The following is a 20919-nucleotide window of genomic DNA, read 5'->3' as shown; positions in this document are numbered from 1 at the left end:
GGTCACCTTTCTCCCCGGCTCCGCCCGAGGTGTCCGCGGTGCTGCTCCCGGACGAGGTCTTCGATGGACGCGCGCAACGAGACGAACCCGGGCGCGCGTTTGACCGCGAGGTCGCGTTCGGCGGGCAGGTCGACCGTGATGTCCGCGGCCACCCGGCCCGGGTCCGAGGCCAGCACCACGACGCGCCCGCCGAGGAACACGGCCTCCTCGACGTCGTGGGTCACCATCAGCACGGTGGTGTGCGTGTCCGTCCAGATCCGGCGGATCAGGACCTGCATGTCCTCTTTGGTCTGGACGTCCAGCGCGCCGAAAGGTTCGTCCAGCAGCAGCACGTCGGGCTCGCACACCAGCGCCCGCGCGATCGCGACCCGCTGCTTCTGCCCGCCGGAAAGCTGTTTGGGCAACGACTTCCGCAGGTGGCCGAGCCCGGTCTCGTCGAGATACCAGTCGATCCGGCGCGCCCGCTCGGCCTTGTCGAGGCTCAGCAGTTCGAGTCCGAATGCGACATTGCTCTCCACCGTGCGCCACGGGTACAGCGCGCCGTGCTGGAACACCAGCCCGCGCTCCGGGCCCGGCCCGGTCACGGCGTCGCCGTCGAGGGTGATCAGACCCTCGGTCGGTTCGGTCAGCCCGGCGATCAGCGACAGCAGGGTCGACTTGCCGGATCCGCTCGCGCCGACGACGCAGACGAAATCGCCGCGCGCGATGTCGAGGTCGATCCCGTCGAGCGCGCGGGTGGTCTCGCCGCGGACCGTGTAGTCCTTGGCGACCGCTTTCAGCTGAAGGGTCATGCCGCCCACTTCCCGACCCTGGCCCGCAGGAGCCGCAGCGCGATGTCGATCACCAGTCCGAGCAGGCCGATCACGATCAGCAGCGCGAAGATCCGGTCGGTCTGGGTGAACCGCTGCGCCCGCATGATCCGCAGGCCGAGCCCGGCGGTGGCGTTGATCAGTTCGGCGACCACCACGAAGTTCCACGCGGCCGCCGCGTTGACGCGGGTCGCGTCGATCATCCCGGGCAGCGCGTGCGGGACGATCACCTTCCGCAGCACTTCGCCGCGCCGCGCGCCGAGCGTGTAGGACACGTCGATCAGGGATCGCGGCACCCCGCGGACGGCGTCGGCGATCATCAGCGTGTTGAAGAAGACCGTGCCGAGGAACAGGACCGCGACCTTCGACGGTTCGCCGAGGCCGAGCCAGATCATCAGCAGCGGGATGAACGCGCTCGCCGGCAGATAACGCAGCATCGCGATGACCGGCTCGAACAGCGCCAGCCCCGCGTCGAACGTCCCCATCACGATGCCGAGCGGGACCGACACGAGGATCGCGAGCCCGAAGCCGAGCAGCACGCGCTGGGTGGTGGCCCAGAGGTCGCTGAACAGCTCACCCGACTCGATCATCTTCACCAGCGCGTCGAACACCGCGACCGGCGTCGGCAGGAACATCGGCTTGATCGTGCCCAGCGCGTTCAGCGTCACCCAGATGAGCAACGGGATGACGAACGAGGCCGCCGCCAGCGTCCATCGCCACCGGGCGGGGATCGGCGTCCGGAGTGAGAGCAGCGGGGAGGCGTTCGGCTTGAGGCCCGCCCGGCGGGGCAGCGGCGACCAGTCCGGTCGCGCGCCGCGCCGCTCTTCCTGCGCCTCGGCGAGCCGCTGCTCGTCTTCGATACGGCGCGCTTCGGCCTCGTCAGCGGCGTCCGTCCGCTGAGCGGCGCGGCCCGTCGCGTCGGTGGCGCTCACTTCACCGCCTTGACGTACTGGTCGTCGAACAGCCCGTCGAAGTTCGGGCGGCTCTGGGCGAGCCCGTTGGAGACGATGAAGTCGGCGATCTTGCCCGCCTGGAAGTTCAGGTGGGCCGGGGTGACGCCGGGGGTGAACGCGTCGAGGTTCTGCTGTTTGGTGAAGATCGTGGTGCCCGCGTCGTAGGACTTGTACTCGTCGATCGACACCGCGCCGCGTTTCGCCATGATCTTCACGGCCTCTTCGCGGTTCTGCTTGATCCAGTCGATCGTCTCGAACCAGGTGTTCACCAGCGCCTGGACCTCCTTCTTGCGCTCCTTCGACATCTGCTCGGAGACGACCAGGTGGTCCGGGATGGCGCCGGGGAACTCGGCCGACGTCGCGATCGCGCGGCTGCCGGGCCGTTCGAGCGCCTTCGAGGTGAAGGGGGCGAAGGCGGCGACGGCGTCGACCTGCTCGCCGACGAACGCGGCCGCGGCGGCGTCGGTCAGCAGCGGGACGATTTCGACGTCCTTCTCGGTCAGCTTGGCCTCCTGCAGCGCGAGCAGCAGCAGGTAGTGGTCGACGGTGCCCTGCTCGACGGCGATCTTCTTGCCCTTGAGGTCGGCGACGCCGGTGATGCCCTGGCGGGCGATGATCTTGTCGTTGCCGGTCGAGTTGTCGTTGACCAGCACCACCGACAGCTTCGCGCCACCGCTGACCGAGGCGAGGGTGTCGTTCAGGGTCTGGCTGTTGGCGTCGATCGCGCCCGAGGAGAGGGCGTTGATGCTCTCGGTGTAGCTGTCGAACCACTTCAGGTCGACGTTCACGCCGTTCTTCTCGAAGAGGCCCTTCTCCTGAGCGACCGCCCACGGGAACCACCCCGGCCAGGCGCTGTAACCGATCGTGACCTTGGTGCCGGAGGCGGCCGTGCTGTCGGAACAAGCCGAAAGGGCGGTCACGCCCGCCAGCGAAAGGGCGCACAACAACGCCGTCATCAGACGGCGGGAACGGGAAATCACAACGCACTCCTGGGGAAGGGGAGTAACTCGGGCGTGGAAAGTTCCGGCTGTTCGAGCGCAGGACTGATCGACCGGTGCGGCCGCACACCCGGCCGTCCCGTCCTAACCTCTGAACCCTGGGTATATCCGGATAGAGGTGATCACCCCGTTGCTCTCGGCGGCGATCCTATCGAGTGGCGCAAGGTCTACCTAGTGTGATCGTCGGCTCTTGCACGATTCGCTGTCACATTCTGCTAAATCCGGCCGTTCGCCCCAATGGGCGGAGTCTCGGTGGATGGACAACCCAGCCCCGGACGTCGTACGTGCATCGGGTGGCGGGTGAATCTCCGCCCGCCCTTCGGGAGGGAGCAGAGGATGAAAATTCGTTGGGCCGCGTTGGGTGTCGCGGGGGCGGCGATCTTGTCCACTTTGATCGGCGCGGGACCGGCGAACGCGACCAGACCGTCCAGTCTGGTCATCAGCCCGAGCGCCGTTGCCGCAGGTGGGACGGTTACCGCGGATATCTACTGCCTGCGCCCGTCCGGTGCGGGCGAGCTCGCGACGTCCCTCGTCGCGGACGGTCTCGCCGCCCCGATCCCGTTGCGGGTGGTGGGCGACGGCGGCACCGGCGGCATCGGTGTCGCGTTGCGCGGCGACGGTCCGGTGGGGACGGTGCCGGGGCGCTACACGGCGGCTTACGACTGCTGGGGCTGGATCGTCCGCGCGGAGTTCACTGTCACGAACTGACAGAAGCGAGGCCGGTTTCGGGACGCGAATTGCCGTCCCGGAGCCGGCCTTCGCTGACACATCCGGGGGAGATGTTCCGGGCGGTAATTTCTGTCAATCGACAGAATTGACTCCGGGCGACGCGGGCGCCTTCGTGAAATCCGGAAGAATTGTTCGCGGAGTGCCGAAATACCGGTGAAACAAAAGTGGAAAGAATTCCGCGCCGATCCGCGCGGACCCGGTCTGTCCAGGGCATTTCCGCCGTTTGCGGAGACGGACGCGATTTCGCGGGACCGACGTTCGACCTTGATCGATCAGGTCCGCCCAGGTAACGGGGAGGTGACGGCTTGCGGTCCGGCGGCTACACACAGATGATCCAGCAGGGGTGGCGGGTGTCACCGTTCAGTGGGTTTCGCCGCCGCGTCGGAGGCAATACCGTCGGCGGCAAAGCCGAAGTCACAGATGCCCCGACCGGGTACGGAGGTTTGGCGGATGATGCCGGAGATCAAGGAAGGCGCTGCCGGGAACGGCGACGCCGTCGTGCGCCTGCCCGGGATGCGGGTGGCCTACGAAGGCGCGGCCTTCGACGAATCCGCGCTGGCGGAGACCTGGACCGATCAGCTGCAGGACTGGCTGAACCAGGCCGTCTCCGCCGGGATCGCCGAACCGAACGCGATGGTGCTCGCCACAGCGGACCCGGAGGGCAGGCCGTCCTCCCGGACCGTCCTGTGCAAGGGCCTCGACGAGCGTGGGGTCGTGTTCTACACGAACTACACCTCCACCAAGAGCCACGACCTCACCGCGACGCGCTACGCGTCGGTCACCTTCCCGTGGTACCCCCTGCAGCGGCAGGTCCACGTGCGCGGCGAGGTGGAGAAGGTCAACGTCGCCGAGACCGCCGAGTACTGGGCGTCCCGCCCGCGGGGCTCGCAGCTCGGGGCCTGGGCCTCGCCGCAATCCCGCGTCGTCGACGGCCGCCGCGCCCTCGAGACCGCGCTGCACGGCATCGAGCGCCGCTTCGCCGACGTCGAGAACATCCCGTTCCCGCCGCACTGGGGCGGGTGGCGCATCCGGCCTGACGTCGTCGAGTTCTGGCAGGGCCGCGAGGACCGCATGCACGACAGGCTCCGCTACGTGCGGACCGACGACGGCTGGCAGATCGAGCGCGTCGCGCCGTAATTTTTGCCAGCGCGCTTCCGCAAACGCGCCGAAGGGGCGTCGTTCCGCTTCAACGTCACGTTGAGCGGAGAGGCGCCCCTTCATCGCGTTTCCGGGGGCCTTCGGCCCAAAAGAGGGCGCGCGGCGGTGAAGTCTCCCCGTCGCGCTGGCGCGCTCCCGGGAGACCGTTGGGTCACCGAGGCCGCGGCTGGCCGAGGGGAAGGGTGATCCCGGCGGCGCCGGGTGACCTAAATCGCGCGCGGATGGTTAGTTAGCGCGGCTAAGCTGTCTGGTTGTGAGTGACGACGTGGGGGTTGAGCAGCGCAAAGGTGTCCGCAAGCTGTTCGGCTCGATCGTCGTCGACACCCGGCCGCTCAAGATCCCCGCGTTCCGCCGCCTCTGGCTCTCGACCGCGGTCACCGCGATCGGCAGCCAGCTCACCGCCGTCGCGGTCCCCAAACAGGTCTTCGACCTCACCGGATCGTCCGCGTACGTCGGCCTGACCGGCCTGGTCGCCCTGATCCCGCTGCTCGTCTTCGGGCTCTGGGGCGGCGCCATCGCGGACGCCGTCGACCGCCGCAAGCTGCTCCTCGTCACCAACGTCGGGGTCACGCTCACGTCGGTGGTCCTGTGGCTCCAAGCTTTCCTGAACGTCGGCTCCGTCTGGCTCGTGCTGGGCCTGCTCGCGGTCAACCAGGCGTTCTTCGCGGTCAACATGCCGACCCGCAGCGCCGTCGTCGCCCGGCTGGTCCCGGACAACCTGATCGCGCCCGCGACCGCGCTGAGCAGCACGATGGCCACCTTCGGCGCGGTCTTCGGCCCGCTGCTCGCCGGATCGCTGATCCCGATCCTCGGCCTCTCGACGCTCTACCTGATCGACGTCATCGCGCTGACTCTGACCCTTGTCGCGGTCTACAAGCTTCCCCCGATCCCGCCGCTCGGCGAGATCGCGCGCCGGGCCGGGATCCGCGACATCATCGACGGCTTCAAATACCTGGCCACCCAGAAGATCCTGCTGGCCTCGTTCCTCGTCGACATCATCGCGATGGTCGCGGGGATGCCGCGCGCGCTGATCCCGGAGATGGCGGAGCGCACCTTCGGCGACCCGCCCGGCGGCGGTCCGGCGCTGGGCTGGCTGTACGCCGCGCTCCCCGCGGGCGCGATGCTGATCGGCCTCTTCTCCGGCTGGCTGACCAGGATTCGCAACCAGGGCGCGGGCGTGATCGTCTCGGTCTGCGTCTGGGGCGCCGCGGTCGCCGGTTTCGGGCTCGCCAACTCGCTGTGGCTCGCGGTGTTCTTCATGGCGCTCGCCGGCGCGGCCGACATGGTCAGCGCGATCTACCGGATGTCGATCCTGCAGGTCGCCACCACCGACGAGATGCGCGGACGGCTCCAGGGCGTGTTCACCGTCGTCGTCGCGGGCGGCCCGCGGATCGCCGACCTCACCCACGGCTGGGCCGCGGCCGGTGTCGGCACGGCGGCCGCGGCCTCCGGCGGCGGGGTCCTGGTCATCGTGCTGGTCGTCGGCGCGGCGCTGCTGATCCCGTCCTTCTGGCGGTACCGGGCCCCGGTGGACTGAGCCGTTCGGTCTATCGTCGGGCCCATGCGTATTTCACGGGCGATCGTCCTGTTCGCCGCTGTCATCGCGACCCTTTCCGCCTGCTCGTCCGGCGGCGAAAAGACGGACAACGCGGCCAAGCCGTCGAGCCAGGCCCCCTCGGCCGCGCCGAGTTCCTCGTCCGCTCCCACCGGTGGCGCCGGTGCGAAGGAGCCGTGCGCGCTGCTGCCCGCCGAGGCCGTCGGCAAGGCCGTCTCCATTCAGGGCGTGACGTCGGCGCCGGGCCCGGTGCAGGACAACGCCGCCAACGGGGGCAAGGCCAAGAGCTGCGTCTACTCGGCCGCCGGCAAGCAGATCGGCGCGCTCGCCGTCACCCGCTTCGAAGGCAACAAGATCAAGCCCGCCGAGATGGTCGCGGCGCTGAAGAAGGCGAAGCAGAACGCGAAGGACGTCGCCGGTGTCGGCGAGGGCGCCATCTACTACACCGACGAGAACAAGACCGCGACGCTGGCGGCCGCCGAACTCGTGGACAACGTCCCGGTGCTGGTCAACTACACCGGTCCGGCCAAGATGACGCAGGACATGATGACCCCGTTGGTGAAGACCGCGGTCGACGCCAACTGAGCGATTTACCCAGAAGCGGCCTTCGTCAACCCGTGACGAAGAACTGACCAAATCGGACTGTCGGCCACAGACGTGATGCGGCACACTCTTGCCGCATGGCGGACACGACGACAACAGAACAGACCGGTCCGGCCGGTCAGCCGAGCCTCAAACGGGTCATGGGTTCCAAGCTCCTGCTGTTCTTCGTGGTGGGGGACATCATCGGGACGGGCGTCTACGCGCTCACCGGGCAGGTGGCGGGCCGGGTGGGCGGCGCGCTCTGGTTGCCGTTCCTGATCGCGTTCGTGGTCGCGTTCATGACCGCGTTCAGCTATCTGGAACTGGTCGGGAAGTACCCGCAGGCGGCGGGGGCCGCGCTCTACACGCACAAGGCGTTCAAGATCCGCTTCCTCACCTTCATGGTGGCGTTCGCGGTGATGTGCTCCGGGATCACGTCGGCCTCGTCGGCGGCGAAGGCGTTCGGGGACACGTATCTCAAGGAGTTCATCACCGCGCCGATGCCGCTGGTGGCGATCCTGTTCGTGATCGGTCTCGCGCTGATCAACTTCCGTGGGGTCTCCGAATCGGTGAAGACCAACGTGGTGCTGACCTGCATCGAGATCGGCGGTCTGCTGATCATCATCGGGGTCGGCGTGTGGGCGGTGCTGAACGGCAACGGGGACGCCTCGCGGCTGGTCGAGTTCGACACCGAGAACCAGACGATGCTGGTGGCGATCACCTCGGCGACGTCGCTCGCGTTCTTCGCGATGGTCGGTTTCGAGGACTCGGTGAACATGGCCGAGGAGTGCAAGGATCCGATCCGGATCTTCCCGAAGGCGATGCTGTGGGGCATGGTCATCGCCGCGACCATCTACATCATGGTGTCGGTGACCTCTTCGCTGCTGGTGCCCGCGGACGAGCTGGCGGCGGCCAAGAGCAGCGCGCTGCTGAAGGTGCTCGACGTCGGGGCGCCCGGCTTCCCGCGCGAGGTGTTCTCCGCGATCGGTCTCTTCGCGGTCATCAACTCGGCGCTGATCAACATGCTGATGGCCAGCCGTCTGCTCTACGGCATGGCGAACCAGCGGATCATCCCGAAGCAGCTGGGCACCGTGCACCCGTTCCGCCGCAGCCCGTGGGTGGCGATCGTGTTCACCAGCCTGATCGCGATCGCCCTGGTGTCCTTTGTGGACATCGGCGTGCTCGGCGGCACCACGGCGTTGCTGCTGCTGGCGGTGTTCGCCATCGTCAACGTCGCGGTGCTGGTGCTGCGCAAGGAAAAGGTTTCGCACAAGCATTTCCGCGCGCCGACGATCGTCCCGGTGCTGGCCGCGATCTTCTGCGTCTACCTGGTGACGCCGTTGTCCGGAAGGCCCGCGCGCGACTACAAGGTCGCCGCGATCCTGCTCGGCGTCGGTGTCCTGCTGTGGGGGATCAACTGGCTCGTCATGCGGGCCACGCACAGTGAAGAAGACCGGCGGCCCATCGAGCCGCCGGTCGGCTAGCCGCGACTGAGCGCCTGGTACTCCACCGGGCTGTGAGCCGAGAACACGGTGACGTCGTCGGCGTGTTCTCGGCTCAGCTCGCGCAGCCGCTCGACGTTCTCCAGCCGCGGCTTGCGCAGCGTCTGCACCATGTTCTGGAACGCGGTCATCCCCGGCGGGCAATGCGGTTTCACCGGATCCATCTGCCCGTGGAAGAAATACGCGTCGCCCGCGTGCAGCAGCCAGCCGTCGCCGGTGTCGACCGCGACGCCGGTGTGGCCCTTGGTGTGTCCCGCGAGCGGCACCAGCAGGATTTCCGGCGGCAGGCCCTTCAGCTCGCGGACGGCCTGGAAGCCGAACCACTCGTCGCCGGCCTCGTCGTACATGCTCCACAGTGGACGGTGGGCGAACTGGTTGGCGCGGAAGCGGAGCTTCTCGCTCTGGTTGGACGGCGCCGTCGCCGCGTCGTGCTCCGCGGTGCGGACGTGCACGACGGCGTTCGGGAAGTCCGCGAGCCCGCCCGCGTGGTCGACGTCGAGATGGGTGCAGATGATGTGCCGGACGTCTTCGAGCTTGTGGCCGAGTGCCTCGACGTGGTGGGCCGCCGTCTCCGTCTCGACGGGCTTCGCGCCGACCATGATCGTGAACGGCGTGCCGAGCCAGGCGCCGGGGTTCGCGACGCCCTTGCGGCCGAAGCCGGTGTCCACCAGCACGAGGCCGTCGCCGGTCTCGATGAGCAGGCAGTGCGCCACCAGCTCCGAGCGGCGCAGCAGCCCGGGCTGGCCGTCGAGCAGCTTGCCTCCCGGTGCGCGCATCGTGCCGCAGTTCAGGTGGTGCACCTTCATAGCCTGCTCCTCTGGCTGAGCCGTTCGAATGCGGTGGCGTCGTGTGCGGCGAAGACCGTCACTTCGGCACCGTTGTTACTGACAAGTTCGCGCAGCCGGCGCTGGTTGTCCAGTCGTGCCGTCTTCTCCGTCTGCATGTACGACTCGAAGAAGCCCAAAGCGGCGGGGATGTGCGGCTTTCGCTCCAGCTCGCCGCCGTGGAAGACGGCGTCGCCCGCGTTGAGGAGCCAGCCGTCACCCGTGTCGATCGCGATCCCGGCGTGGCCGCGGGTGTGCCCGGCGAGGGGGATGAGCAGGACGTCCGGGACGCCTTCGAGCTCGCGGACCGCGTCGAAACCGAACCACGGCTCGCCGTCGGCGCGGTACGAGCGCCAGATCGGCCCGTGGGCGAACTGGACCTTGCGGTAGCGGCTCGCCTCCTTGCGGTCGATCGGCTTCTCCAGTGCCTGGAGCTCGCGGGCGTGGACGTGGACCCGCGCCTGGGGGAAGTCGACGAGCCCGCCCGCGTGGTCGAGGTCGAGGTGGGTGAGCACGATGTCGCGCACGTCGGCCGGGTCGAAGCCGAGTTCGCGGATCTGGGTGGTGGCGCTGAGGTCGTCGTCGCTGTCGGGGTGCACCAGCCGGACGAAACCGGCGCCGAGCCATTCGACCGGCCGGGAGACGGTGGGCGTGCCGACGCCGGTTTCGATGAGCACGAGCCCGTTGTCGGTCTCCAGCAGAAGGCAGTGACAGATCAGCTCGGCGCGGCGGAAGAGCCCGGGCTTGCCGTCGACGAGTTTGCCGCCGATCGGCCGCATGGTTCCGCAGTTCAGGTGATGGACACGCATCAGGAGAGCTCCCGTTCGAGTGTGGCGCGGAGGTGGGGGGCGATCGCGCGCAGTGGCGCGGTGTCGTGCAACGTCTTGGCCAGCAGCAAGCCGCCCTCGATGGCGGCGAGGACGACCGTCGCAAGGTGGTCCGCCTTGGCGGTGTCCAGCGCGTCGGCGATGACGGTGTGCCAGGACTTGTAGCCGTCGGCGCAGGCCTGGCGGATCGCCTCGCTGTCACCCGACGCGTCGAGCGCGACCGTCGCGAGCGGGCAGCCGCGCTGGAAATCGGACTCCTCCAGCGAGGTCGCCAGCGCGTCGACCACGTTCTCGATGCCGGTGACGATGTCGGGCGCGTTCGCGGCGATCGTGCGCAGCTGGTCGCAGAGCCGGTCGGCGGACTGGCGGATGGCCTCGGCGGCCAGCTGCTCCTTGCCGCCGGGGAAGTGGAAGTAGAGCGAGCCCTTGGGCGCGCCGACGGCGGCGACGAGCTGGTTGAGCCCGGTGGCGTGGTAACCCTGCTGGTGGAAGAGGTCGGCGGCGGAGTCGAGCATGCGCTGCCGGGTGTCGGTGCGGCGGACCATGCGGCCGACTGTAGCTCAAACTATGACGACCGGTCTAGTAAATCTTGATTTACACAAACCCTCTTGTTTACGAATGTTTGTGTAAACTGGTGGAGAACCGGTCGGCGAGCGAAGGGGGCGGACATGGTCGACTCGGCCCAGTTGCTCCCGGTCGCGCAGGCGGCCCGAGCTCTGGATGTCTCGCGAGAGCGTGTCCGTGAACTCGTGCACGGCGGCAGGCTCGACGCCGTCCGGATAGGCCGTGAGCTGCTGGTCGACGCCCGATCGGTCGAGCATCGGAAGAGCGTGGTGAAGCCCGCGGCCGGCCGGCCGCTCTCCGCCCGGATGGCGTGGGGTTTCCTGTGGTCGTTGAGCGGCTACCAGCCGTCGTGGATCTCGCCGTCGGAGCGGGTCAGGCTCAAGCGCTACGCGCGGGAACGCGTGCCCGCCCAGTGGCCACGCCTGCTCTCCGCTCGTGCGCGTGTGCACCGTGTGCGAATGCTGCCCGGACCGCTCGCGCGGCTGCGGGAAGATCCGCACGCCATCGTCAGCGGCCCTGTCGCCGCAGGGCGCCACGGCGCCGACCTGATGGCGGGCAGCGCCGATGAAGAGTTCTACGTGGAGGGGGCGCGGTTCGACGAACTCGCGCGCTCACGGCGGTTCCGCCTGGACAGCGCGGAACCCAACGCGGTGATTCGTGTTCCCGCCCTATCCGGCGTTCTGCGTCCGCCGGGGGCGGGCGGCCTGGCGATCCCGGCGGCTGTCGCGGCGGACCTCCTCGACGCGGGGGACGAGCGTTCTGTCCTTGCGGCACAACAACTTCTCACTCGTTTGGGCGAGGTCGGCGGATGAGGCATGGGAACACTGGTAGTGCCGCCGACTGTGTGGATTTTGTGGCGTTAGATGACCAGAAATCCACACGGTCGGTCGTGATCGGACCGGTCAGGACGGTCACCGCTCACAAGGCCCGGTAGCGTCCGGCCGGTGTACACGCCCTACGCCGAACTCGACCAGGTCCTCACCGGCCTGGTCGCTTCAGCCCGCGAGATCCTCGGCGACACCTACGTCGGCGCGTACGTCCAGGGCTCCTTCGCGCTCGGCGCCGGTGACCTCCACAGCGACTGCGACTTCATCATCGCGACCACCGAACCGCCGAGCGGCCGGGTCGAAGCCGACCTCCGCGTGCTCCATGACGAACTCCCCACCGGAGAAGGCTTCTGGTGCAAGGAAATCGAGGGCTCGTACGCGGACATCGGGTCACTGAAGACCAGCCAGGGGCTCGGCACCCCGTGGCTGTACTGCGACCACGGCCATCGCGTCCTGATCTGGGACACCCACTGCAACAGCCTCCACACGCGCTGGATCCTGCGCCACAAGGGCATCGTGCTCGACGGCCCGCCGATCGCGAGCCTGGTCGACGAGCCGCCGCCGGACGCGATGCGCGCGGCGATGCGCGAGGAGCTGCACGGCTTGGTCGACGGCGTCCGGACCTGAGCGCCCTTCGACATCGCCTGGACGCAGCGCTACATCGTGTCGACTTGTTGCCGCGTGCTCTACACGTTGCGCACGGCCGAGGTCGAGTCGAAAAGAGGCGCGCTCGAATGGGCGCGCGAGCGGCTCGATCCGCGCTGGCGCCCGTTGCTCACGCAGGTGCTCCAAGATCGCGAACTCGGCTGGGATCCCGGCGATCCGCCGCGTCCGGGCAGCCTCGAAGCGGCCTGCGAATTCGCCGCGTACGCCGAGTCGTTAGACGCCGATCGCCGACGCTGACCCGCCGAACTGTTGCCGCAGCTCGCGTTTGAGCAGCTTCCCGGACGCGTTCTTCGGCAGTTCGCCGACGAAATGCACCGACTTCGGCACCTTGTGCGCCGCGAGCGACTTCTTGGCGAACTCGATCAGTTCCGCTTCATCGACGGGTTCCTTCACCACGACCACCGCGGCGATCGCCTCGATCCACCGTTCGTGCGGCAGGCCGACGACGGCGACCTCGGCGACGGCGGGATGCGCGTACAGTGCGTCTTCCACTTCGCGCGACGCGACGAGCACGCCACCGGTGTTGACGACGTCCTTGATCCGGTCGACGACGAACAGATAGCCCTCTTCGTCCTGCCGCACCAGATCACCGGAATGGAACCAGCCGCCCGCGAACGCCTCCACCGACTCCTCGGGCTTGCCCCAGTAACCGGTGCACAGCTGCGGAGAACGGTAGACGACCTCGCCGAGTTCGCCCGGCGGGAGATCGTTCATGTCGGCGTCCACCACGCGCGTCTCGACGAAAAGGATCGGGCGGCCGACGGAATCCGGTCGTGCGTCGTGCTCTTCGGGCCGCAGGACCGTCGCGAGTGGACCGATCTCCGATTGCCCGAAGCAGTTGTAGAACCCGACTTCCGGCAGCCGGGCGCGGAGCGCGTTCAGCACCGGGACGGGCATGATCGACGCGCCGTAGTACGCCTTGGTGAGGCAGCTCAGATCCGCGTCCGCGAGGCCGGGATGGTTCGCGAGCCCCACCCAGACGGTCGGCGGGAAGAACAGGGAAGTGATGCCCTGGCGGGGAATCCGCGCCAGGATGTCGTCGAGGTCGGGCCCTTCGACGAGATGGTTCGTCGCGCCGACGGCCAGCCCGGGCATGAGGAACACGTGCATCTGCGCCGAGTGGTACAGCGGCAGCGCGTGCAGCGGCACGTCGCGGTCGCTCAGGTCGAGCGCGGCGATGCAGGACGAGTACTCGTGCACCAGCGCGCGGTGGGTGAGCATCGCGCCCTTCGGCCGCGAGGTCGTCCCTGACGTGTAGAGCAGCTGGACGAGGTCGTCGTCCGAGACCCCGGATTCCTCGTGCGGCACGACGGCTTCGTCCAGCGCCCACTCCAGAACGTCCACTGTGGACACCTGCTCCACGTTGACGTGCTCTGCCAGTGCGGGGTCGACGAAGGCGACGGCGGGCTCGGACTGCGTGAGCAGGTATTCGAGTTCCTCGCCGCGGGCGTTGAAGTTCACCGGCACGTGCACCAGGCCCGCCCGTGCGCAACCGAGGTACAGCAACAGATACGCGTCGGAATTCTTGCCGAAGGCCGCGACCCGGTCACCGTGGACGAGCCCGCGATCGAGCAGCTTCGCCGCGACCCGGCCCGCCGCGCGGTCGAGCTCCGCGTACGTCCACACGCGATCGGCGAAGGTGAGGGCGACCCGGCCCGGGACGCGGCGCGCGCTCCGTTCCAGGACACGGCCGACGGTGCTGGGGTAGCCGGGAACGGTCATCGCGGCGGTCTCCTTCGTCCGGGCGTGGCGTTCTCACAGTAACCTCGTCGGCATGGCCAATCCCACCGGAGAGCAGTTCGAGATCACCCGCGGCAACGCGCGAGCCGTCATCACCGAGATCGGTGCCGGGCTGCGCGCGTTCGAGGTCGGCGGAGTGCCCTACGTCGAGGCGTTCGCCGAGGACGAGAAGCCGCCGAAGGGCGCCGGGCAGGTACTGCTGCCCTGGCCGAACCGCACCAAGGGCGGCCAGTGGGACTACCAGGGCGAGAAGCAGCAGCTCCCGATCACCGAAGAGGCGCGCGGCAACGCGATCCACGGCCTGACCAGGCACGAGGAGTGGGAGCTCCTCGAACACGCGGAGTCGTCGATCACCCTGGCCATCGACGTCCCGGCGCAGGAAGGCTGGCCGGTGCCGCTGCGCGCGACGATCACCTACGAGATCTCGCCGCGCGAGCTGGTCGTCACGCACGAGATCCGCAACGAGGGCGAGAGCCCGATCGGTGTCGGGCTCGGTACGCACCCGTACTTCCGCATCGGCGACGTGCCCACCGACGAGCTGACCCTGACGCTGCCCGCGAGTCGGGTCCGGCCGTATCTCGGCGACGAGCAGATGCCGTACGCCGACGAGCAGGACGTCGAGGGGACCGAGTACGACTTCCGGTCCGGCAAGCTGCTCGAAGGCGTCGACCTGGACACGGCGTTCGGCGGGCTGACCATCGCCGAGGACGGCAACCACCATCACGTCCTCTCGCACGAGGACCGGGAGCTGCTGGTCTGGGCAGGCCCGGATTTCCGCTGGGCACAGGTCTTCACCCCGGACGACCTGGTCGGCCGCGGCCGGGCGGTGGCGATCGAGCCGATGACCTGCCCCGCCGACGCGCTCAACACCGGCACCGATCTGATCGAGCTGGAGCCCGCGTCGTCGTGGACGGGGAGCTGGGGAATCCGGGTGCGCTGAGATGTCGCTGCTCCGCCTGGGGCCCGCCGACGCGGGCGAGGTGCTCACGCTGCAGCGCGCGGCGTACGTCCCGGAGGCCAGGGCGCACGAGAACATCGACCTCCCGCCGCTGACGGAGACCTTGGAGCAGGCCGAAGCGGTTCTGGGTGATCCCGCGTGTTCCACCTGGGGCATCAGGGAATCCGGGCGGCTGGTGGCGAGTGTGCGGATCGTCGTGGACGGCGGCGCCGGTCTCGTCGGCAGGCTCATCGTCGCCCCGGACAGGCAGGGACACGGGCTCGGCAGCTCCTTGCTGCTCGCCGCCGAGGACGCGGCGCCGCCTTCGGTGACCGTGTTCCGCCTGTTCACCGGGGAACGGAGCGCGGGGCCGCTGCGGATGTACCGGAAGCTCGGCTACGTCGAGACGCACCGCACGCGCGAGAAGCACTACGAACTGATCCATTTCGAAAAGCCCCGCGTGCGGACCGGCGGCCCAGTTCGTTAGCGTGTCAAAGTATGTCTGACAAAGCACAGGTCAAGGCCATCGTCGGTGGTTACGTCGTCCCGGTCGACGGTGATCCCATCGACGGCGGCACGGTCCTCATCGAGAACGGGAAGATCGCCGCGGTCGGCACGGCCGCCGACGTCGACATCCCCGACGACGCCGAACTGATCGACGCCGCGGGCAGCTGGGTGCTGCCCGGGTTCATCGACGCGCACGCCCACCTCGGCGTGCACGAAGACGGCGAAGGCTGGTCCGGGAACGACACCAACGAGATGACCGACCCCAACGGCGCGCGGTTCCGCGCGATCGACGGGATCGACCCGTACGAGCCCGGTTTCGACGACGCGCTCGCGGGCGGCGTCACCAGCGTCGTCATCAAACCCGGCTCGGGCAACCCCATCGGCGGGCAGACGATCGGCGTCAAGACCTGGGGCCGGACCGTGCTCGACATGATCTTCGCCGAGGGCGTCAGCGTGAAGAGCGCGCTCGGCGAGAACCCGAAGCGTGTGTACGGCGAGAAGAAGCAGACGCCGTCGACCAGGCTTGGCGTCGCGTCGACCATCCGCGACGCCTTCACCGCCGCGCGCAACTACGCCGCCCAGCGCGAGCACGCCGCCGGCGAGGGCAAGCCGTTCGACGTCGACCTCACCAAGGAGACGCTGGCCAAGGTCCTCGACGGGGAGCTGTACTGGGACCAGCACGTCCACCGCGCCGACGACATGGTCACCGCGATCCGGCTGGCCGACGAGTTCGGCTACAAACTGGTGATCAACCACGGCACCGAAGGCCACCTGATCGCGGACCTGCTCGCCGAGCGGGAGGTGCCGGTGATCCTCGGGCCGCTGTTCACCACCAAGTCCAAAGTGGAGCTGCGCAACCGCACCCTGCGCGCGCCCGGCATCCTCGCCAGGGCGGGGGTGAAGATCGCGATCACCACGGACCACCCGGTCGTGCCGATCAACTTCCTGGTGTACCAGGCTGCGCTGTCGGTGAAGGACGGGCTCGACCCGGAGACCGCGCTCAAGGCGCTGACCGTCAACCCGGCCGCGATGCTGGACCTCGACGACCAGGTCGGCTCGCTGAAGCCGGGCCTCGACGCCGACGTGGTCATCTGGTCGGGTGACCCGCTGGACGTGATGAACCGGGCGATGCGCGTGTTCGTGCGCGGTCGCGAGGTCTACCACTTCGACGAGGAGACCGGGGTCGGCGTCGCCGAAGACCGGCGTTACCGCGAGGGCTGACCGGTCGGCTCGTGCTTGGCGCGTGATGTGAAAGCCACTTTCGCAACCTTCAACGTTGCGAAAGTGGCTTTCACATCATGGAGCAGGGGTGTTGTGCGAGTTGCGAGAGCGGTCAGCCTTTCCGCAGTTCCCGCGCGATGACCATGCGCTGGATCTGGTTCGTGCCCTCGAAGATCTGCGGCACCTTCGCCTCCCGCATGTACCGCTCCACCGGGAAGTCCTTCGTGTAGCCGGCACCGCCGAGGACCTGCACGGCGTCGGTCGTCACCTTCATCGCGCCGTCGGTCGCGACGAGTTTCGCGATGGACGCCTGCCGCTGGAACGGCAGCCCGCGGTCGCGGCGGCGGGCCGCGTCGAGGTACATCGCGCGGGACGTCTCGACGGTCGCGGCCATGTCGGCCAGCAGGAACTCCAGGCCCTGGAACTCGATGATCGGCCGCCCGAACTGCGTGCGGCCCTTCGCGTACTCGAGCGCCTCGTCCAGCGCGGCCTGCGCGAGCCCGACGGCGCACGCGGCGATGCCCAGCCGTCCGGAGCTGAGCGACGACAGCGCGATCTTCAGCCCCTGACCCTCTTCGCCGATCCGGCGTTCGGCGTCGACGGCGGCGTCTTCGAACATCAGCTGTGCCGTGGTCGATCCGGTGAGACCCATCTTCCGTTCGGGCGGCGCGGCTGAGAGGCCCGGCGTCGCCGCGTCGACGAGCAGGCAGCTGATGCCCTGCCCGCCCTCGTCGCTGGTGCGCACCATCGTCGTGTAGAAGTCGGCCTCACCCGCGTGGGTGATCCACGCCTTCGTGCCGTTCACGACGTACTGGTCGCCGTCGAGCCGTGCGCGCGTGGACAACGCGGCCGCGTCGGAGCCGGCATGGGTCTCCGAGAGCGCGTACGCGCCCAGCAGGCCGCCTTCGAGCATCGCGGGCAGCCAGCGGTCACGCTGTTCGTCGGTGCCGTGGTGCGCCAGCGCGAAGCAGGACATCGTGTGCACGGAGAGCCCGACGCCCACCGACATCCACGCCGCGGCGATCTCCTCCAGAACCTGCAGGTAGACCTCGTACGGCAGCTCGCCGCCGCCCCACCGCTCCGCGTACGGCAGGCCGAGGAGCCCCGCCTGCCCGAGCAGCCGGAACTGCTCGCGCGGGAAGTGCGCGGTCTCTTCGTACTTGCTCGCGATCGGGGCGAGTTCCTCGCGCGCGATCTCCTTGGCCAGGTCGATCAGGTCCTGGGCCTCGGTGCTGGGCAGCAGACGGTCCGCCGGCATGGCTCCTCCGAGCTGAACGGTACTAAAAACAGTACTGTGGGCTGATTCAGCGTACAGTAGACGGCGCTGGGGGGACACCGTTCGCGTAGGGGATAGTGATCCGATGACCTCGCGCCGCCAGCCCACCGCGCGTCAGAGAGCACTGCTCTCGGAACTCGAAGCGCTCTTCCTCGCCGAGGGGTTCTCCCAGTTCACGCTGGACGACCTGGCGGCGAGGCTCCGCTGCTCGAAGTCGACGCTCTACGCGCTCGCTCCCAGCAAGGAGCAACTCGCGGTGAAGGTCGTCACCCACTTTTTCAAGGGCGCCGCCGAGCTGCTGGAGGAGCGGATCGCCGGGATCGACGACGCCCGCAAGATCCTCGGGGAGTATCTCGCCGGTATCTCCGAATACCTGAATCGCGCCTCGGCCGCTTTCATGACCGACATCGCCGAATTCGCGCCGGCGCGGGACGCCTATCAGCTCAACAGCCGCGCCGCGGCCGCCCGGATCCGGTCGTTCATCGACCGCGGTGTCACCGACGGTGTTTTCCGTGAGGTGCACGCGCGGCTGATCGCGGAAATGGCGGGGCTGATCATCGAGGGAATCCAGACCGGCGTGATCGGGCAGCGCACCGGGGTGACCGACGCCGAAGCGTTCACGGCGTTGTCCGAACTGCTTCTTGGCGGTATCGCGACAAAAAATGTCCTGAACTGACAATTCTGGTGGTGGAACCACCGCCTCGGCTAGCATCGCGCCCGTGATCGTGGTGGGTGGAGAGGCGCTGGTCGACCTCGTTCCTGGTGAACCGTTGGATTCCACTGTGGACGGTGGGTTGCGCGCGCTGCTGCCCCGGATGGGTGGTGGTCCCTACAACGTCGCGCTCGCCGCCGGACGGCTCGGCGTCCCGACGGGTTTCCTCTCGCGCGTCTCGAACGACCGTTTCGGCGTCGCGCTGGTGGACCGGCTGCACGCCTCCGGCGTCGACACCGCGTTGCTGCAGCGGGGAAACGAGCCGACGACGCTCGCCGTGGTCGCGCTCGACGAGAAGGGTTCCGCCCGGTACACCTTCTACACCGAGGGCACCGCGGACCGGCTCGTCGCCGACCCCGGCCCGCTCCCCGAAGATGTGACGGCGCTCTCCCTCGGCACCCTGGGCATGGTCCTGGAGCCGGGCGCGAGCACCTACGAAACGCTGTTGCGCCGCGAATCCGCGCGCGGCGTGCTGACTGTGCTCGATCCGAACATCCGTGCGGCGCTGATCGAGGATCCGGCCGCGTACCGTGCGCGGTTCGAGTCCTGGCTGCCGCATGTCCGCCTGCTCAAGATCTCCGACGACGACACGGAATGGCTCGCCGAAGGCGCCGACCCGGTCGACGCGGCAAAGGTCTGGACCTCTTGCGGAGTCGATGCCGTCGTGCTCACCCGCGGCGCGCAGGGGTTGTCCGTCATCACACGAGCGGGCGAAATCGCGCGGGTCCCGTCACGCCGGGTCGACGTCGTCGACACGATCGGCGCCGGTGACACCGTGCAAGGCGCCCTCCTGGCGTGGCTGTACTCGAACAGCGTGCGCGACGTGTCCACTCTCGACGCCGACGGCTGGCGTACGGCGCTCGAATTCGCGGCGAAAGCGGCGTCGATCACCGTCTCGCGGAGTGGGGCGGAACCGCCGACGGCCGAAGATATGGCATCCGCCGTGTGAACCTGGTCCCAAAGGGGCTGTTGTGAGCAACTCACCCGCTGCGCGTTGACCCCATTCTCGACTAGCGTGGAGGGGAATTCATACCCCAGCGGGGCGGTGTGCAGCGAGGCCGTGGGTCACGCGCGTGAAAGAGGGCGTACCTGTGGAACCTACAGGCGCCGCCGGCCCGTGCTGAACGTGAGAGGGACTTACATGTCCGACGCGACGACGGCTGCGGGGCAGTCCGGCGAGACCGCGACGCTGCGCCTGCCCAACGGCGAGCACGAGTTCAAGGTGATCCACCCGGTGGAGGGTGCGCCTGGGATCGAGCTGGGGAAGCTGCTGGCGACGACCGGGTACATCACCCACGACCCGGGGTTCGTGAACACCGGCGCCGCGTCCTCGGCCATCACCTACATCGACGGTGACGCCGGCATCCTGCGCTACCGCGGGTACCCGATCGAGCAGCTGGCCGAGAAGTCGACCTTCATCGAGGTCTCGTACCTGCTCATCTACGGCGAGCTGCCCACCCAGACGCAGCTGTCGGAGTTCACCGAGAAGATCCAGCGCCACACCCTGCTGCACGAGGACCTGAAGGCCTTCTTCAGCGGCTTCCCGCGTGACGCGCACCCGATGCCGGTGCTGTCCAGCGCCGTATCCGCGCTGTCGACCTTCTACCAGGACTCGCTCAACCCGTTCGACGAACCGAACGTCGAGCTGTCCACCATCCGCCTGCTGGCCAAGGTCCCGACCCTGGCCGCGTACGCGTACAAGAAGTCCGTCGGCCAGCCGCTGCTGTACCCGGACAACTCGCTCGGCCTGGTCGAGAACTTCCTGCGGATGACCTTCGGCTTCCCGGCCGAGCCCTACGAGGTCGACCCGGACGTCGCCAAGGCGCTCGACCTGCTGTTCATCCTGCACGCCGACCACGAGCAGAACTGCTCCACCTCGACCGTGCGCCTCGTCGGCTCCTCCGAGGCGAACCTGTTCGCCTCGATCTCGGCCGGCATCAACGCCCTGTTCGGCCCGCTGCACGGTGGCGCCAACAGCGCGGTCCTGGACATGCTCGAGGGCATCCAGGCCGAGGGCGGCGACGTCGCGAACTTCGTCCAGCGCGTGAAGAACAAGGAAAAGGGTGTCCGCCTGATGGGCTTCGGGCACCGGGTCTACAAGAACTACGACCCGCGCGCGAAGATCATCAAGAACACCGCGGACGAGATCCTCTCCAAGCTCAAGGGCGGCGACCAGCTGCTCGACATCGCGAAGAAGCTGGAAGAGACCGCGCTCTCGGACGACTACTTCATCGAGCGCAAGCTGTACCCGAACGTCGACTTCTACACCGGCCTGATCTACCGGGCGCTCGGCTTCCCGACGAAGTACTTCACCGTGCTGTTCGCGCTCGGCCGCCTGCCGGGCTGGATCGCGCACTGGCGCGAGATGATCCAGGACCCGGCCACCAAGATCGGCCGCCCGCGGCAGATCTACACCGGCTACGCGTCGCGGGACTACGCGCCCATCTCGGAGCGCTGATCCCCCCTCCCGCAAGTGTCATGAAAGGGCCGTTCCTGACGTTTTTCGTCAGGAACGGCCCTTTCATGACATCC

The 20919-nt window shown here is 68.4% G+C and carries 22 protein-coding genes; 14 read left to right on the top strand and 8 right to left on the bottom strand.

Annotated features, from left to right (window positions below):
• Positions 1 to 2 precede the first annotated feature (2 nt).
• Genes ED92_RS40145 through ED92_RS40135 form a run of 3 tightly spaced genes read right to left on the bottom strand, consistent with a single transcriptional unit; the run spans position 3 to position 2742 of the window.
• On the bottom strand, positions 3 to 791 hold the full coding sequence (locus ED92_RS40145; protein WP_037348100.1) for an ABC transporter ATP-binding protein: 789 nt from the start codon (positions 789 to 791) through the stop codon (positions 3 to 5).
• The gene (locus tag ED92_RS40140; RefSeq protein WP_037348009.1) at positions 788 to 1741 is read right to left on the bottom strand and encodes an ABC transporter permease; all 954 of its coding nucleotides are present in this window, start codon (positions 1739 to 1741) and stop codon (positions 788 to 790) included. The genes ED92_RS40145 and ED92_RS40140 overlap by 4 nt, the downstream gene beginning before the upstream one ends.
• Positions 1738 to 2742 (bottom strand): ABC transporter substrate-binding protein, encoded by a 1005-nt coding sequence (locus tag ED92_RS40135; RefSeq protein ID WP_037348008.1) that lies wholly within the window; start codon positions 2740 to 2742, stop codon positions 1738 to 1740. The genes ED92_RS40140 and ED92_RS40135 overlap by 4 nt, the downstream gene beginning before the upstream one ends.
• Positions 2743 to 3096: 354 nt before the next feature.
• On the opposite strand from ED92_RS40135, the gene ED92_RS40130 reads away from it, so the two are divergent.
• The 5 genes from ED92_RS40130 to ED92_RS40110 all read left to right on the top strand — a co-directional run bounded on the left by ED92_RS40130 (position 3097) and on the right by ED92_RS40110 (position 8268).
• On the top strand, positions 3097 to 3468 hold the full coding sequence (locus ED92_RS40130; RefSeq protein WP_037348007.1) for a hypothetical protein: 372 nt from the start codon (positions 3097 to 3099) through the stop codon (positions 3466 to 3468).
• A gap of 471 nt (positions 3469 to 3939) precedes the next feature.
• Positions 3940 to 4626, top strand: a complete 687-nt coding sequence (pdxH, locus tag ED92_RS40125) for a pyridoxamine 5'-phosphate oxidase (RefSeq protein ID WP_037348006.1) — start codon at positions 3940 to 3942, stop codon at positions 4624 to 4626.
• A 274-nt stretch (positions 4627 to 4900) separates the two neighbouring features.
• Positions 4901 to 6184, top strand: a complete 1284-nt coding sequence (locus tag ED92_RS40120) for an MFS transporter (protein ID WP_037348004.1) — start codon at positions 4901 to 4903, stop codon at positions 6182 to 6184.
• Positions 6185 to 6208: 24 nt separating this feature from the next.
• Positions 6209 to 6787 carry a DUF3558 family protein gene (locus tag ED92_RS40115; protein WP_037348003.1) on the top strand — a complete coding sequence of 193 codons (579 nt, stop codon included), beginning with the start codon at positions 6209 to 6211 and terminating at the stop codon, positions 6785 to 6787.
• A 95-nt stretch (positions 6788 to 6882) separates the two neighbouring features.
• Positions 6883 to 8268 (top strand): APC family permease, encoded by a 1386-nt coding sequence (locus ED92_RS40110; RefSeq protein WP_037348001.1) that lies wholly within the window; start codon positions 6883 to 6885, stop codon positions 8266 to 8268.
• Here ED92_RS40110 and ED92_RS40105 read toward each other — a convergent pair.
• From ED92_RS40105 to ED92_RS40095, 3 genes are read right to left on the bottom strand one after another with little or no spacing between them, the layout of a single operon-like run.
• Positions 8265 to 9092: an MBL fold metallo-hydrolase gene (locus ED92_RS40105; RefSeq protein WP_037347999.1), complete on the bottom strand. Its 828-nt coding sequence runs from the start codon at positions 9090 to 9092 to the stop codon at positions 8265 to 8267. The genes ED92_RS40110 and ED92_RS40105 overlap by 4 nt on opposite strands.
• On the bottom strand, positions 9089 to 9919 hold the full coding sequence (locus ED92_RS40100) for an MBL fold metallo-hydrolase (protein ID WP_037347998.1): 831 nt from the start codon (positions 9917 to 9919) through the stop codon (positions 9089 to 9091). Before ED92_RS40100 ends, ED92_RS40105 begins: the two co-directional genes overlap by 4 nt.
• Positions 9919 to 10482, bottom strand: coding sequence for a TetR/AcrR family transcriptional regulator (locus tag ED92_RS40095; RefSeq protein WP_037347997.1), 564 nt, complete (start codon positions 10480 to 10482; stop codon positions 9919 to 9921). The genes ED92_RS40100 and ED92_RS40095 overlap by 1 nt, the downstream gene beginning before the upstream one ends.
• 123 nt (positions 10483 to 10605) lie before the next feature.
• On the opposite strand from ED92_RS40095, the gene ED92_RS40090 reads away from it, so the two are divergent.
• The 3 genes from ED92_RS40090 to ED92_RS43605 all read left to right on the top strand — a co-directional run bounded on the left by ED92_RS40090 (position 10606) and on the right by ED92_RS43605 (position 12231).
• On the top strand, positions 10606 to 11313 hold the full coding sequence (locus tag ED92_RS40090) for a helix-turn-helix domain-containing protein (protein WP_037347995.1): 708 nt from the start codon (positions 10606 to 10608) through the stop codon (positions 11311 to 11313).
• Between the two features lie 132 nt (positions 11314 to 11445).
• Positions 11446 to 11955, top strand: coding sequence for a hypothetical protein (locus ED92_RS43610; protein WP_235213516.1), 510 nt, complete (start codon positions 11446 to 11448; stop codon positions 11953 to 11955).
• Between the two features lie 12 nt (positions 11956 to 11967).
• Positions 11968 to 12231, top strand: coding sequence for an aminoglycoside adenylyltransferase domain-containing protein (locus ED92_RS43605; RefSeq protein WP_255355423.1), 264 nt, complete (start codon positions 11968 to 11970; stop codon positions 12229 to 12231).
• On the opposite strand, the gene ED92_RS40080 is transcribed toward ED92_RS43605, so the two are convergent.
• Complete coding sequence (locus ED92_RS40080; RefSeq protein ID WP_037347993.1) at positions 12208 to 13716, bottom strand: fatty acyl-CoA synthetase; 1509 nt, start codon at positions 13714 to 13716, stop codon at positions 12208 to 12210. The two genes, ED92_RS43605 and ED92_RS40080, sit on opposite strands and share 24 nt — an antisense overlap.
• Before the next feature lie 52 nt (positions 13717 to 13768).
• On the opposite strand from ED92_RS40080, the gene ED92_RS40075 reads away from it, so the two are divergent.
• Genes ED92_RS40075 through ED92_RS40065 form a run of 3 tightly spaced genes read left to right on the top strand, consistent with a single transcriptional unit; the run spans position 13769 to position 16399 of the window.
• Entirely contained in the window at positions 13769 to 14674 is a 906-nt protein-coding gene (locus ED92_RS40075) for an aldose 1-epimerase family protein (protein WP_037347991.1), read from the top strand.
• Position 14675: 1 nt separating this feature from the next.
• A complete protein-coding gene (locus ED92_RS40070) occupies positions 14676 to 15158 on the top strand; it encodes a GNAT family N-acetyltransferase (protein ID WP_037347990.1) in 483 nt (160 codons plus the stop codon).
• Positions 15159 to 15169: 11 nt separating this feature from the next.
• On the top strand, positions 15170 to 16399 hold the full coding sequence (locus tag ED92_RS40065; protein WP_037347988.1) for an amidohydrolase: 1230 nt from the start codon (positions 15170 to 15172) through the stop codon (positions 16397 to 16399).
• Between the two features lie 112 nt (positions 16400 to 16511).
• On the opposite strand, the gene ED92_RS40060 is transcribed toward ED92_RS40065, so the two are convergent.
• Positions 16512 to 17657, bottom strand: a complete 1146-nt coding sequence (locus ED92_RS40060) for an acyl-CoA dehydrogenase family protein (protein ID WP_037347987.1) — start codon at positions 17655 to 17657, stop codon at positions 16512 to 16514.
• A 103-nt stretch (positions 17658 to 17760) separates the two neighbouring features.
• Here ED92_RS40060 and ED92_RS40055 point away from each other — a divergent pair, with 103 nt between their 5' ends.
• From ED92_RS40055 to ED92_RS40045, 3 genes are all read left to right on the top strand, one after another.
• Positions 17761 to 18351: a TetR/AcrR family transcriptional regulator gene (locus ED92_RS40055; RefSeq protein WP_037347986.1), complete on the top strand. Its 591-nt coding sequence runs from the start codon at positions 17761 to 17763 to the stop codon at positions 18349 to 18351.
• Positions 18352 to 18394: 43 nt separating this feature from the next.
• The gene (locus ED92_RS40050; protein WP_037347984.1) at positions 18395 to 19336 is read left to right on the top strand and encodes a carbohydrate kinase; all 942 of its coding nucleotides are present in this window, start codon (positions 18395 to 18397) and stop codon (positions 19334 to 19336) included.
• 192 nt (positions 19337 to 19528) lie between these two features.
• The gene (locus ED92_RS40045; RefSeq protein ID WP_051972324.1) at positions 19529 to 20845 is read left to right on the top strand and encodes a citrate synthase; all 1317 of its coding nucleotides are present in this window, start codon (positions 19529 to 19531) and stop codon (positions 20843 to 20845) included.
• Positions 20846 to 20919: the final 74 nt, after the last annotated feature.

Origin of the sequence: Amycolatopsis sp. MJM2582 (assembly GCF_000754115.1) — a bacterium.
GTDB lineage: Bacteria > Actinomycetota > Actinomycetes > Mycobacteriales > Pseudonocardiaceae > Amycolatopsis > Amycolatopsis japonica.
Note: the sequence above shows the minus strand (reverse complement) of the source record. Positions and strands in the feature narration are given on the sequence as shown.